This is a genomic window from Pseudomonas sp. Gutcm_11s (assembly GCF_028649395.1).
In the GTDB taxonomy this organism is placed as follows: Bacteria; Pseudomonadota; Gammaproteobacteria; order Pseudomonadales; family Pseudomonadaceae; genus Aquipseudomonas.
Window position 1 is genome coordinate 79,844 of the sequence record NZ_JAQSUW010000011.1, and the last position, 13,435, is coordinate 93,278.

At 61.6% G+C, this 13,435-nt stretch carries 9 protein-coding genes; 4 read left to right on the forward strand and 5 right to left on the reverse strand.

The genetic code is table 11. From position 1 onward, the window contains the following. Positions 1–241 precede the first annotated feature (241 nt). Positions 242–850, reverse strand: coding sequence for a TetR/AcrR family transcriptional regulator (locus tag PTT45_RS07225; RefSeq protein ID WP_273812370.1), 609 nt, complete (start codon positions 848–850; stop codon positions 242–244). A gap of 298 nt (positions 851–1,148) precedes the next feature. Here PTT45_RS07225 and PTT45_RS07230 point away from each other — a divergent pair, with 298 nt between their 5' ends. Next, positions 1,149–2,219: an amidohydrolase family protein gene (locus PTT45_RS07230; RefSeq protein WP_273812371.1), complete on the forward strand. Its 1,071-nt coding sequence runs from the start codon at positions 1,149–1,151 to the stop codon at positions 2,217–2,219. A gap of 35 nt (positions 2,220–2,254) precedes the next feature. Further along, a complete protein-coding gene (locus PTT45_RS07235; RefSeq protein WP_273812372.1) occupies positions 2,255–3,451 on the forward strand; it encodes an amidohydrolase family protein in 1,197 nt (398 codons plus the stop codon). A gap of 369 nt (positions 3,452–3,820) precedes the next feature. On the opposite strand, the gene PTT45_RS07240 is transcribed toward PTT45_RS07235, so the two are convergent. From PTT45_RS07240 to PTT45_RS07255, 4 genes are all read right to left on the reverse strand, one after another. Then, on the reverse strand, positions 3,821–5,743 hold the full coding sequence (locus tag PTT45_RS07240; protein WP_273812373.1) for a hypothetical protein: 1,923 nt from the start codon (positions 5,741–5,743) through the stop codon (positions 3,821–3,823). 731 nt (positions 5,744–6,474) lie between these two features. Beyond that, the gene (locus PTT45_RS07245) at positions 6,475–7,836 is read right to left on the reverse strand and encodes a DUF1329 domain-containing protein (protein WP_273812375.1); all 1,362 of its coding nucleotides are present in this window, start codon (positions 7,834–7,836) and stop codon (positions 6,475–6,477) included. Between the two features lie 11 nt (positions 7,837–7,847). Continuing rightward, a complete protein-coding gene (locus PTT45_RS07250; RefSeq protein ID WP_337961737.1) occupies positions 7,848–9,581 on the reverse strand; it encodes a DUF1302 domain-containing protein in 1,734 nt (577 codons plus the stop codon). Positions 9,582–9,890: 309 nt separating this feature from the next. Then, on the reverse strand, positions 9,891–11,081 hold the full coding sequence (locus PTT45_RS07255; RefSeq protein WP_273812376.1) for a citrate synthase: 1,191 nt from the start codon (positions 11,079–11,081) through the stop codon (positions 9,891–9,893). Positions 11,082–11,218: 137 nt separating this feature from the next. Between PTT45_RS07255 and PTT45_RS07260 the strand changes: the two genes are divergently transcribed. Both PTT45_RS07260 and PTT45_RS07265 read left to right on the forward strand, forming a co-directional pair. Then, on the forward strand, positions 11,219–11,998 hold the full coding sequence (locus PTT45_RS07260; protein WP_273812377.1) for a MipA/OmpV family protein: 780 nt from the start codon (positions 11,219–11,221) through the stop codon (positions 11,996–11,998). Positions 11,999–12,135: 137 nt separating this feature from the next. Then, positions 12,136–13,419, forward strand: a complete 1,284-nt coding sequence (locus tag PTT45_RS07265) for a CitMHS family transporter (protein ID WP_273812379.1) — start codon at positions 12,136–12,138, stop codon at positions 13,417–13,419. Positions 13,420–13,435 lie beyond the last annotated feature (16 nt).

The following is a 13,435-nucleotide window of genomic DNA, read 5'->3' on the forward strand; positions in this document are numbered from 1 at the left end:
TCACTACCTCTTGTTGTTCTTGTGTTGCGACGCTGGCCCTTTTTCGGGGACGAGCCGGCCCGTACAGGTCATCGAGAGCTCGATGAATTCCGTATTTCTGGAAGTGGTGGGTATTTCGCCCTGCGTACTAGCGGGCGTTTGATCAGCAGAAGTGCCTGACTGGCCTAACCTGCTTGTTCACTTTTTTCAGGCAATAAGCTCCTCCTGCGCATCACATGGTGCGCTTTGCAGAACCGGGTTATCAGTCGTCTAGAGTCGGTAACTCTGGGAGCGGAGCAGTGGCAAATGCTCGAGCTTCATCAGCTGGAACACCCAACCCCCGCAGGACAAACTCCGCGGTATCAGCGCCGGCATCGCGCCACGTCTTATGCCCTTGCAGGACGAGACTGATAGCCGACAGAACCGCTCCGGCGATCAGGCCAATGGCGGACAAGAGCTGGTCCTGACGGAAGCTGTAGCGCTGACTGGCAAGGCCTTCCAGCACGTCTCTCACAGGCGGGCCATCCCACAGAGCCTGCATCGATACATGCGAGGCTCCATAGCGAAGCAGGAAGCTACCCCAGTTGTGCTCCTCATGGGCTCTACGGACATAGAAGCGAATGCCGTTGGACAGCCGCTGCGCTGGGTCTAGGCCAGGGGCTGCACTCTTGCCAACCCGCTCGTTCATCTCGGAAGCCAGCTCAGTGGCTACCGTCTCGAACAACGTATCGATGGATTCGAGATTCTTGTAGATGGTGTTACGCGCCAGCCCCGCCTTCTGGGCCAGCTCGCTGACGTTAACGTCCACAAGCTCCTTCTGGGCAAACAGCTGGAGGGCGGCTTCGTGGATGCGCTTTTGAATGATGCTCACGGATTTAGACCTTAGGAACGTCGAATGCGCACAAGTGAACACCTCTGATCACTATAAATCAACAATGAGATCGTCTATTTTTTAGTCTACGACCACCAAGAAATATCACTGAGCACGTCTAAAACAGGCGTTTCATCGATTTATCGTTGCACCTAAATCAGGCGTAAGCACGGAATACATGCGCTTTCATGCATGAATCACTCTTGACCTTAATGAGCACTACTGCTCACTATGGAGCGCATGTGTTAGCGGTGAGTCGCTGGCCGACTCGAACTCCATGCTCGCCAAGGTAACTCTCATGGCTATCAAGCAAGGGCGCATAGACGTCCACCACCATGTAATCCCCCCTGCCTTCGTCGCAACCATGCAATCCAAGGGCATTGAGAAGGTCGCGGGCGCACCGCTGCCCAAATGGACGCCCGAAAAATCCATTGCCGTGATGGATGCCAACGGCATTCAAACTGCAATCACATCGCTCTCTGCACCTGGTGTTCACTTCGGTGATGGAGCAGCACAGGCTGTCCAGCTGGCCAGACGCTGTAACGAGTTCTCTGCCGGAATGGTTGCTCAGTATCCCGGCCGCTTCGGCTTCTTCGCAGTGCTACCAATGCCCTTCACTGCACAGGCGTGCAGCGAAGCTATCTACGCCCTGGATGTGCTGAAGGCCGATGGTGTGGTTCTGTTGGGTAGCACCGATGGCCACTTCCTCGGCGACCCGCTTTTCGATGAGCTGATGAGCGAGCTGGATCGCCGCCGCGCGGTGGTTTTTGTACATCCCAACCTGCATGAGACCAGCGTGAACATCGGCCTCAACATGCCGGGCTTCCTTATCGAGTTCCTCTGCGACACCACACGTGCCGCGATCAACCTGATCCTGACCGGGACTCAGGAGAAATACCCCAATACCCGCTGGATATTGGCCCACGCCGGTGGGTTCCTGCCGTTCGTTGTAGGCCGGCTGAGCACGGTGAATATTCCCGATCTGCAGCGCCACGCTCCCCAGGGAGTGCAGCACTACATCAAGCGTTTCTACTTCGACACGGCGCTATCACCGTCGCGCTACTCAATGGTTGCGCTGAAGGAGCTGGTCGATCCTTCGCACATTCTGTTCGGCAGCGATTTCCCGTTTGCACCGGCGCCTGCTACGGCAGTGCAGTGCCGTACGCTGGATGAGTCCGACCTGTTCCCCGAACCGACCAAGTACGGCATAGCCAGAGGCCATGCCCTGAGCCTCTTCCCTCAGTACCGCCACTCCGACGAGGTTGTTGCTGCTCTCCCTATCTTCGAGAGCGAGTCCGTGGCAGGACGACTGCGGCGAGCAATGACCAGGCCTATGTCATCAATGGTCGAGTCCATGCGAAACCGCTGATCTACGCGGTTTAAGTACAAGAACAAGAGGTGGTCATGAAACGTCGTACATTCGTCGTGGGCGCTGGCGCGCTCGTTGGTGCAGGGGTGCTCGCATCGAATATGAAAAGCGAACCAGAAAAGAACTTCGTGAGACACGTTGATCCCGCTGCAGACGCAGCAGCCATAGCTGCAGTTGAGAAGTCCGGCGTGATCGATATTCACCGCCATATCGTTCCACCTGCCATGCGGGACCTGTTCGCGCGCCGTAACTCAACGTCACTGGCTGGGATTGAACTGCCCGACTGGTCTCCTGAGCTGTTTATCGCAACCATGCAAGCCGAGGGCGTGCAGACGGCAATCACCTCTGCAGTTCTACCCGGTATTCAGGTTGGCGAATCTGAGCTGACAGCGTTCTCTCGCGGCAGTAACGAGTTCTCACGAGAGCTTGCCGATCGTAATAAGGGGAGGGTCGGCTTCTTTGCTCACCTGCCGTTGCCGTATACCGAGCAAGCGTGTGCCGAAGCCATCTATGCGCTCGACACCTTGAAGGCAGACGGTGTGGTCCTGATGGCCAGCAACGACGGTAAATTCCTGGGCGATCCGCTGTTCGATGAGTTGATGTACGAGCTGAATGAGCGCAGTGCCATTGTCTTCGTGCATCCGAATGTGCCGGCCACTGACCCTCTTGGCCTGAGCACGCCACTGAGCATTGTGGAGTATCCCTGCGACATAACCCGAGCAGCGCTGAACCTCATCCTGTCCGGGACGATGGAACGCTTCCACAAGATCCGCTGGATTCTCGCTCATGCCGGAGGCTTCCTCCCCTATGTCGCATGGCGTGTCTCTCTGGCCAACACGATGATCGAGTATGGGGACACAGCAACTCAGGGGGTACTGACTTACCTGAGGCGCTTCTACCTGGACACGGCCACATCTGTCTCGCGTTCATCGATGGCCACATTGCGTGAGTTGGTCGAGCCAACCCGGCTGCTGTTCGGTACCGATGCGCCATTCGCCTCGGCCCCCCAAGGCCAGCAACAGATCAAGGAGCTGGTCGATTCCGACTTCTGGAGCGCAGGCGAGGCTTCCCGTATCGAACGTGGCAATGCACTTAGCCTGTTCCCCAGCTACAAGCTGCCAGATGAAACTGTTGCTGCACTGCCTGCGTTCGAGCAGGAGTCGCTCATCAGTGAGACCACGCGGCAGGTACTATCGCCACTTCGCTCACTTGCTCAAAAGCTGAGGGAGTGATGAGTAACGTCTGCTTTTGGCCGAATGCGGCTGCCGGTGACTGTGCATAGAGGCTCACACCTCGCCCGCGGCATCATGTCTCTGGTCAACGCTTCATGCTGCCCTAGACTCCCTGTACCGCCCGCCGGCCGCGCATCGGGCAAGGAAGTCGGCCGGGCTGGGTGGGCTCCACCAGAGAGCGGCTGCTCCCACGCTGACCTGGCACTCATGCATCCAATGGTCTCTTAAAGGGACTCCCTTTCTTGAGCACGGATCGTCTGCCGAGGCTGAGGTAGCTAAGCCAATGGGAGCTTAGGCGAGCAGGTAAAGAAAAAGCCCCGGTCGCAAGGCCAGGGCTTTTGGAGGCACCGATCTAGCAGAAGCGATGAGTTATTGTTCGTCGCACCCCGCATTGCCACAGCTTTCCAGGCACTTCTGGTTGGCAGCGCCCATATGCTCGACATCGTTGCAGGCATAGACCTGGAACCAGTTCTGCTTGGCGACACGGCAAGCTTCACTTTTATACGGCACGGTGACGTGTTGCGGTTGTTCTTCGGGCGAGCACTGGTAGGTGGCGTCGTAGGTTTTCATTCCGGCGTCGGCGGCTACCTGAGCAACGATGTCGTCCAACTGTTGGCTGCGTTCGGCATGGCCTGGAGTGCTGCCGATTCCGGCGATGTTTTGCAAGGTTGCATTGGATGCGTCGGTTTCCGTATGGCTGGCTACTGCTGAGCTGCCCTTGAGTACGCCGTTGCTGCCCATGCTGGCCCCACTCAGCGCCGACACCGCAGGCTGAACGCTCCCCGCATTTTGTACGCCGAGGTTCTGTTGTGCAGTGGCGATGCCCCCGGCTTGGCCGTCGGTGAGGATATCGGCCGCCATCCCAGTGATCATTTGGTTGCGAATTTCGCTGGAAACACCAGATACCGAGCTGACAGCCCCCGCGCCAATGCCAATGGCCATGACCTTGCCGAACAGGTCACCACCGCCCGAGTCAGCTTCTGCCTGGGCTTGCGCCTGCTGGCGAGCTGCGGCCTGTTGTTGGGCTAGCTGCTGCGCTTCCTGATTGGCCGCCATCTCGCGACGGAGACGATTGTTTTCTAGCCGGGTCTTATACAGGGCATCGATGCGTTCCCCATGGGAGTATTCACAACGCTCGGGACTGCCATCGACAGTGCAAATTCCATTGCCGTTGGGAGCGAAGCCGCTTATCTCGCCTTCATAAATCGGGGTTTCATTGATGCTCACCTGGCCCTTGGTGAAGCCCAAGCCACCGTTGACTGCCACCATGGTGCCGCGAATCTGTAGGCCGGAGTCCAATCTGGACCAGGTGACGGTACCGGCAGGAACACCTTTCTTGAACGGGCCGGCAATGCGTTCCATGCCAGATGCATCGTAAGCATCGACAGTTCCTGACCAGCTGTTTTGTTCGCAGGTACCGCTTGCGAGGCGCCAGCCAGGGAAGCCGCACGACTTGGCGCTGGCCAGTTGAGAGCTGGCCATATGACGTGGCCCCAGCTTGCCATTGCTGACCATAGCCTGGGAAACCTTGCCATCAGGCGAGGTGACCTGTACCAGACCATCGTCCAGGTGGCCGAGGTCGAAGTTACCCTGCACCTGCTCGCCGTTGGCGTAGCGCATGACGCCTGGGCCGTTCGCCAAGGTGAAGTTGACGATGCCTAACGCAGTGAAGTGGATGACCTGCGAGGTGACTTCTAGATAAGGCAGGCTGTAAGTCGCACCGTCAAAAGCAATATTGGCGTGCTTGGACTGTGCCGGCAGGTTACAGGTACCGGTCCAGGTATTGCCCTGAGGGTCGCCCAGAGTACAGGTGCTACCAGGGAGCAGATAAACCCCTGCCGAGAAGGAGACCATGGTGAATTTTTCGGAGCTAACCGTCCAGCCCGTAGGTGATATGTAGGTACCTTTTGAACCGGCCATGCAGCCTGCGCCGAACGTCAAGCTTCCCGTAAGTTGTCCGCGAAATAGCACAGTGCCGTCGGGGCGATAGATTTCCCCGTCGCCCTCAAGATAGCCGGACTGGAGTGTTCTGAAGTCACCTTTGCAAGTTGCACTCAGGGTGCCGTTGATATCGAACCCGCGCCCCGAGCCCTTGCCCTGTGGTACGCCTCCCTTCCACTCGCCGCTGTATTCGAAAGCAGAGAGGGACGGATTGGCTTGAAAACGGTGGGTATAGACGCCATCAGGGATACCAGTTGGCATTGCTGCTGGAGTGAATTGCGTGCACCCGGCAAGTAGCATGGACATCGCGCCCAGGCCAATGGTGGTGCGTGAGGCGGCGCGCAGGTGCATATGGCACATCCCTGATTGGTTTATCGGATCCGAAGTTTCGCTCGCCCCCCCGCTTTAGGAGGAGTACGGGTGAGAGTGATTGCAGATTGCCATATGCCGGGAAAGGGGCTCAAGCGCGAAAGGCTCGAGTTTCATTGACGTGTGAAGAGTCTCGAGGAGGCAGTTAGCTCCCTGTCTTGATTGGCCTGTCGCGACCGGCAGCTATCGGCCGGAAGCGGCCGTTGGCTGATTGATAGGGGGCTTTTATTACGGTGCCGTCTGTTTCGGCAGCCTAAGCTGCCTTCACTTGGTGTGCATGTATCTCCCTAGGCGCTACCTGCCCCAGAATTTGTCCCCATCTCGTTGGGGGCAAATTCTGGGGGCAAAATCGAGACCGCTGTAGAACGCCAATCCCCAGAAGCCCCAGGAACTGCTAGGGGTAGTTAGGACCAGAGCGGTCTGTGCGTGCAGTAGATATCGTTCAAATCCCTATCTTCCCGCCATATCGAAAGCCCCGTGATTCGTTGAATCACGGGGCTTTTTCTTTGCTCGCGATATTCTCGTGATTGCCCTGGGCCATTAGACGCGCCGCAGTGATGGCAGCCATTGGCTGGTTGCCTGCTGCAGCCTGGCATCCCGTTGATATCCACGCGCATAAAAAAGCCGCCCCACAGGGCGGCAAATATCTCTAACTTGCGTCGATGGCAGGGAGCGCTAGAGATGCATGGAGGCCAATCTGTCCAGCCTGTAAATCAGCGAATGCCGATGGCACGCAGGGCGGCAGGAGTGAAGTCGCCGGTCTTGGCCTTGAGGCCGAACTGGTAGGCGTTGTTCACCTTGTTGAACATGTAGTTCGCCAGGTAGCGGCCGGAGATCAGGTCGTAGGTCAGCTCGCCCGCGGAGATCTGCGTCTGCACGTCGTACAGCGGCAGGATGTGGTTCTCCGAGACGCGCCACAGGTTGCCGCGGGCGTCATAGTGGTCAGCTTCGACGATGGTCCAGCTGTCTTCGTCGATGAACAGGTGGCGCTTGGAATAGACGTGGCGCTGGCCTTCCTTCAGCGTGCCGATGATCTCCCAGACCCGGTGCAGCTCGTAGCGGGTCTTGTCCTGGTTGAGGTGGCCCGGGGTGATCAGCTCGTCGTAGCTGTTGGCCGGGTCGGCCAGGCGGAAGCTGTTGTAGGGCACGTACATCTCGCGCTTGCCGACCAGTTGCCAGTCGTAACGATCCGGCGAGCCGTTGAACATGTCGGTCTGGTCGGTGGTGCGCAGGTTGCCCGGGCCGGGGCTGTCATAGGCGACCTGCGGGGCGCGGCGTACCCGGCGCTGGCCGGAGTTGTACTGCCAGGCCATGCGCGGTTCCTTCACCTGGTTTAGGGTCTCGTGGACCAGCAGCACGCCGCCGACATCACGCGCCGGCGCGATGTTCTCGGAGGTGAAGTAGTAGAGGATGTTCTTCGACTTGCTTGGGTCGTAGTCCAGCAGCTCCTCGCTGTAGGCCAGGCGATCGCGCTCGGTCTTCCACGAGTAGTCGCCGCCCGGAGTGGTCATGAAGGCCGTGGTCTCACGGGTGAAGCTGCCGCCGCGGTAGCGGGTGATGTGGTTCCACAGCACTTCCAGGCCGTTCTGTGGAATGGGGAAGGCCAGCGGGCTGGCATAGTTTTCCAGGCCGTTGCCGCCTTCCACCGTCTGCGTGGTGGTGGCGTTGCGGCGCGCCACTTCGTAGGCCTTCTGCGGCCAGGCGACGCTGCGATGGGTGGGGTACACAGGAATCTTGTAGGTGCTGGCGTAGCGGGCGAACAGTGCCTGTTGCCCCGGACTCAGTTGCTCCCGGTACTGGTCAAGGTTCTGCGCGGTGATGGTGAACAACGGCGCTTCGCTGGCGAAGGGGTCGGCACGGAAGCCGTCGGTGACCTTGCCGGCATCCTTGGGCAGGCCGCCGGTCCATTCGGGAATGCTGCCGGCAGCGTTGCCGGCGCGCTCGGCGCCAACCGGAGTGAGGTCGGCGCCCAGCTTGGCGGCCTGCGCCGCGTCCACGGCGGCATGGGCGGTGTTGAGCAGCAGCGGCAGGCACAGCGACAGCGCGCAGCGCGAGAAGAGGGTGGGTCGGTTCATGTGGTGCATCCTCAGAACGTCACGCCGATGCTGGCGCTGATGAAGTCGCGGTCACCGTTGGTGGTGTAGTCGCCGCCGAAGTAGTCGGTGTAACTGATGCTGGCTTCGTAGTTGGACAGGTACTTGGCGCTGAGACCGATGCTCACGGCCTTGCTGCCCTCGGTGAAGGTCGGGCCGTAGCCGTCCACGTCGTGCGACCAGGCCAGGCTCGGGCTGAGATCCAGGCCGCCGATCACGCCGTTGTAGGTGAGGCCGGCGCGCAGGCGATAACCCCAGGAGTTGCGGGTGAAGAAGCCGTCGTCGTTGCAGTACTCCGGGCGGCCGCTGAGCAGCGTGCTGCACAGGTCGTTGCCGTCGTTGTCGAAGTATTCGCCCGGGCCGAAGTGGCTCGCCCGGCCGAAGCGGTACTCACCGTAGTCACCCTCGCTGATGCCGTTGAGGTGGGTGTAGCCGACCTCGCCGATCAGGTTCAGGCGGCTGGCGCCGAGCACCTGGTCGAAGGTCTGCACCACGCTCATCTGCGCCTGGGTCATCGGCACGCGGACGTAGCCGTGGATCACGTCACCGGGGATGCCGGAGTTCGGGATCACGCTCGGCACTACCGGGGCCAGGCGCAGGGTGGCGTAGGTCAGGTCGTCGAAGGCCAGCGGCATGTTCGGCCGGTGGCTCAGCTCACCCTCGATGGAGGCGGTGCCCAGGGTGGTGTTGAAGCTCAGACCGTAGAGGCGGATGTCCTCGGGGTACTCGAGGAAGTACTGCGCGCTGGCGGCGCCGAAGCCGGGGGCCGCGAACGGGTTGGGCGCGCTGCTGATCACCGAGCTGCCCACGGGGGTGCGGCTGTGGTAGTTGAGGTAGTAGGCGCTGATTTCCGTATCGTTCAGCTCCGGCACGAACCAGCGCAGGGCGACGCCGAACTGGCCGCTGTCGCGGGCATCGTGATCGCCGCCGCGTGGCATGTAGATGGTGTTGCCGTTGAGGCCGCTGTTGTCGGACTGGCCGGGCTCGATGTCCGCGCCGCGCACCACGTAGCGGTCATAGCAGCCGTCGGCGACGATGTCCGAGCTGGCGAAGAAGGTGCCGCAGTTGTCGGCGACGGTCTGGTCCCACTCCAGCTGGTAGAAGGTTTCCAGGCTGACGTCTTCGGCCAGCGCCTGCTGCAGGTAGAGCATGTTGACCGGCAGCAGGCCTTCCTTCAGCTCGGAACCCGGACGACGCAGGGCGTTGGCGTCCAGCGGGTTGATGCTGTTGATGCCGCCGCTGATGAAGGTACTGCCGCCCCAGCTCACCACCTGCTTGCCAACGCGTACCGAGCCGGGCAGTTCGGCGAGGTCGTAGTTGTGGTAGGCGAAGGCATCGAGCAGCTCCACGCCGGACGACTGGGCGCCGCGTTTGCGGTTGTCGTCGCGGATGTCGTAGAGCAGGCGACTCTCGTCCTTCAGTTCGAAGTCGTACCAGTACTTGCCGCGCAGGAACACGCCGGAGTTGCGGTACTTCAGCTCGAGGTCGTGGATGCCCTTGAAGATCTTCGAGAAGGTCTCGCCCTTCTTGAAGTTCAGGCGTGCGTCGTCGGAGGTGCGCGAGTCACCCTTGCCACCGTTGCCCTGGGCGATGAAGTCCGGGTCCGGCGCGCGCACCGCCCAGCTGGCACCGATGGACAGTGCCGAGTCGAGCTGGCCTTCCACTTCGCCGATATTGAAATTCACTGCTTGAGCACCGGACATGTAGCCCGCCGTCGCCATTGCCAGAACGGCTGCGCCGGGTATGCCGGGCCGCTTGATGGTTCGTTTCACGTCTCTTCACCTTTTCTTGTTTTCGATGAGGGCGGCAGCTAGCGCTGTTCCCGGCATCCCTAGGCTTTGGGCTCAAAGACATATGTATTATTTATGTACATATGTATGAATTGAGCTCAATAAGACGCTATACATGTGTGACTGACATGTAAATCTGTACGGTTTTTGTGCATGCGTGATGCGGCCATACCCGGAAGGGGTACGGCTCGGCGGGGGAAGAGGGAGGAGGGTGGCTGGCGGCCCTTGCGGCGCGCCAGCGCGGGGTCAGCCGGGCAGGGCGCCGGTGTAGCGGGCGCGGTGACGAACCAGCGGCTGCTGGTTGTACTGCTCGCTGGCGTGGGCGATCCAGCCGATCAGGCGGGCGACGGCGGCGAGCGCCAGTTCCTGGCCGCCCAGGTTGAGTTTGCGACCGACGAAGCTGACCAGCAGGATGAACTCCACCGGGCGTTGCACCAGTTCCTCGGCCACCTTCATCGCCTTGAGCAGGCGCAGGTACTCCGGGTCGTCGGCGAACATGCTATCCAGCGTGGCCTTGAGGCTGAGGGCGCGCGGGTCGGCGACGCTGTGCACGTTGGCGCAGAAGCCGGGGATGTCGCCGCCCTGGCTGTAGTGCTGGAGGATCGGTTCGGCCGGGTCCTTGGCGTTGCAGATGTCGTCCAGCAGGTGGCTGACCGTCTCGTTGCGGCCATAGGCGATGCGCCGGCCACGGGCCGTGGCCAGGCCGGTGATGGCGGCGTAGTAGGGTGTGACGCCGGTGTTCGCCGCGGCGCGCACGCTGTAGGTGGAGTGGTCCAGTTCATGGTCGATGCTGAGGATCAGCATGCGCCGGATCAGGTCGGCGAAGCGCTGGTCCATGCCGCAGGAGGCCGCGATGAATTCGTGCAGCGGGCGCGGGTCCGGCGCGGCGGCGCCGACCACCAGCGCGGCGAACCAGCGCACCACGTCGGCACCGGTACGCGCATAGCCCTCGGGCGACAGGTCGAAGGCCTTGGGGTTCTCCCGCTCCACCAGCGGGAACAGGGCGATGGCCTTCTCGATCACCGTGGTGTGGCCGAACAGCTCCAGCAGTTGCGGCACGCCGGGCGGCATGTGCGGCAGCGAATCGCCGAAGGCTCCTGGCACCTGCCAGAACATCTCCGCCACTTCCTCCACCGAGGCCTTTTCCACCAGCTCGTGGATGTCTCGGCCGCGGTAGTACAGACCGTCCTCGGTGAGCAGGGTCAGCGAGCTGTGCGAGTCCGGATTGCCGCGCTTGCTCGTCGTGGCATCGCCGCTCTTGCTGCCCTTGACCAGGCGCTGGATGTCGGCCGCCCAGTAGCGGCGCTTGCGCGAGCCCTCGATCTTCACCGAGCGGATGTTCTTGCGCCCCACGTAGGCATACAGGGTCGGCAGGTTGACGCCGAGCAGCCCGGCGGCTTCCTCGGCGGAGAGGTACAGCTCATCTTGGTTGGGCATGGCGGCCTTCATGTGGACGTTCTGAGTACAGATTTACCGATGTTAGTCGACTGTTTACATTCCTGTAAATCATTGCTGGAAGGCGTCTATGTCGGCGCTTTCAGCTCGTGCTCCACTCTCATGCCAGAGGCTTTTCCATGAAATCGCTGTGTCTTGCCGTGTCCGTGTTGCCCTCCGTTCTGTTGCCCCATGTCGCTCAGGCGGATTCCACCCCGGGGCTGCAGTCCATCGGCCTGGGGCTGTCCTACTCGCAGAGCCCCTATGCGGGGGCGGATAACTCCGTGTCGCCGGTGCCGCTGGTGCGTTACCAGGGCGAGCGCCTGTTCCTGCAGGGGCTGACCGGTGGTGTGCACCTGATCGAGCGCGATGGTTTCGGCCTGGATGCGATCGTCTCAGGGCGCTTCGATGGTATCGATGCCGATGACTTCGGCCGCTCCGAGCTGGCCGAGAACGGTATCGATCGCGATCTCCTGGAGGATCGTGACGACGGCATCGACCTCGGCCTGCGCGCCAGCTGGGAGTTTGCCTTCGGCGAGCTGCAGGCCACGGCCAAGGCCGATGTCAGTGGCGCCAGCGAGGGTTACGAGCTGGCCCTGGAGTATGGCTATCCGATGGACGTGGCCGGGGCGAGGGTGACGCCGGCGCTGAAGGTCAGCTATCTGTCGGACAAGCTGGCCGACTATTACTACGGCACCCTGAGCGATGAGGAAGCGCGCGGCGTGGCACGCTATCGTCCGGGCAGCGCGGTGGTGCCCGAGCTGGCGCTGGGAGTGTCCAGGCCGGTTGGCGAGCGCTGGCTGCTGAGCGGCGAGGCCAGCTACCGGCACCTGCCGGATTGTCTTACCGACAGCCCGCTGGCGGAGGGCGATGCCGGCCAGCTCGGGGTGAAGGTCGGCATTTCCTGGCTGTTCGATTGAATTGGTGTACAAAAAAAATACAGATTTACGTATAAAAAATCAATGTGTACTTTGCGTCCATCGTGCACCTGTGGCGGTATCCCGACCGGCTGAAGGCTGCACTCCTACCTGATTCTTTTAACAACAAGGACAACAGAATGGCTTGGGTTGGATTCGCGATGGTCTCGGTGTTCATGTTGCTGATCATGACGCGGCGCTTGTCGGCCATCGTCGCGCTGATCCTGGTGCCGGTGGCGTTCGCGCTGGCGCTGGGCCTTGGTTCGCAGATGGGCGAAATGGTGCTGGATGGCGTCATCAAGGTCACGCCGACGGCGATGATGCTGATGTTTGCGCTGCTGTACTTCGCGGTGATGTTCGACGCCGGCCTGTTCGAGCCGGCGGTGAAGCGCATCATCCGCTGGGTCGGCAACGACCCGCTGCGCATCACCCTCGGCACTGCTGCGCTGTCCACCGTCATCTCGCTGGATGGCGATGGCGCGACCACTGTGCTGGTGGTGGTCACCGCCTTCCTGCCGGTGTACCTGCGCCTGGGCATGAACCCGCTGATCCTGGCGGTGATGCTGCTGCTGACCAACACGGTGATCAACATCGTGCCCTGGGGCGGGCCGACCGCACGGGCCGCCAGTGCGCTGCACGTGGATGCCATGGATGTGTTCGTCGGCCTGATCCCGGCCATGTTGATCGGCCTGGTCTATGCCTTCGCTGCGGCCTGGTGGCTGGGCCAGCGCGAGCGCCGGCGCCTCGGCTGGGAGCCGGGGCAGGCCGACACGGCGGCGCCTGAGCTGGAGCGCAAGGCCAAGGACAGCCACCGTCCGCACCTGTTCTGGGTCAACCTGGCGCTGACCCTGGGCCTGGTGGCGAGCATGGGCATGGGGCTCGGTCCGCTGCCGGTGCTGATGATGATCGCCCTGGCGCTGGCCCTGGTGATCAACTACCCGCGCCTGGCGGAGCAGAAGGAACGCATTGCCGCGCACTCGGAGAACGTGCTCAACGTGGTGGCGCTGATCTTCGCCGCCGGCGCCTTCACCGGCATCCTCACCGGATCGGGCATGGTCGATGCCATGTCCCAGGCCTTCCTCGACGTGGTGCCGGAGAACTCCGGGCCGTACATGAGTGTGATCACCTCGCTGGCGGCGATTCCCTTCACCTTCTTCATGTCCAACGACGCCTTCTTCTACGGCATCCTGCCGATCCTCAACGGCGCCGCCGGGCAATACGGCGTGGACCCGCTGCACATCGCCCGCGCCTCGGTGCTGGGCCAGCCGGTGCATGCGCTGAGCCCGCTGATCGCCGCGCCCTACCTGCTGGCCGGGTTGCTCAAGCGCGACATGGGTGAGCTGCAGCGCTATGGCCTGGCCTGGGCGCTGGGCTGCTCGGCGGTGCTGATTCTGTCGGCGCTGGCGACCGGCGCGATCATCTAGCCAGCCCCGATTCCAC

What these genes read in the sequence shown, in the direction of transcription:
- PTT45_RS07245 (WP_273812375.1), bottom strand. Translation starts at nt 7,836, where the DNA reads ATGAACCGACCCACCCTCTTCTCGCGCTGCGCGCTGTCGCTGTGCCTG.
- PTT45_RS07235 (WP_273812372.1), top strand. Translation starts at nt 2,255, where the DNA reads ATGAAACGTCGTACATTCGTCGTGGGCGCTGGCGCGCTCGTTGGTGCA.
- PTT45_RS07240 (WP_273812373.1), bottom strand. Translation starts at nt 5,743, where the DNA reads ATGCACCTGCGCGCCGCCTCACGCACCACCATTGGCCTGGGCGCGATG.
- PTT45_RS07255 (WP_273812376.1), bottom strand. Translation starts at nt 11,081, where the DNA reads ATGCCCAACCAAGATGAGCTGTACCTCTCCGCCGAGGAAGCCGCCGGG.
- PTT45_RS07260 (WP_273812377.1), top strand. Translation starts at nt 11,219, where the DNA reads ATGAAATCGCTGTGTCTTGCCGTGTCCGTGTTGCCCTCCGTTCTGTTG.
- PTT45_RS07230 (WP_273812371.1), top strand. Translation starts at nt 1,149, where the DNA reads ATGGCTATCAAGCAAGGGCGCATAGACGTCCACCACCATGTAATCCCC.
- PTT45_RS07265 (WP_273812379.1), top strand. Translation starts at nt 12,136, where the DNA reads ATGGCTTGGGTTGGATTCGCGATGGTCTCGGTGTTCATGTTGCTGATC.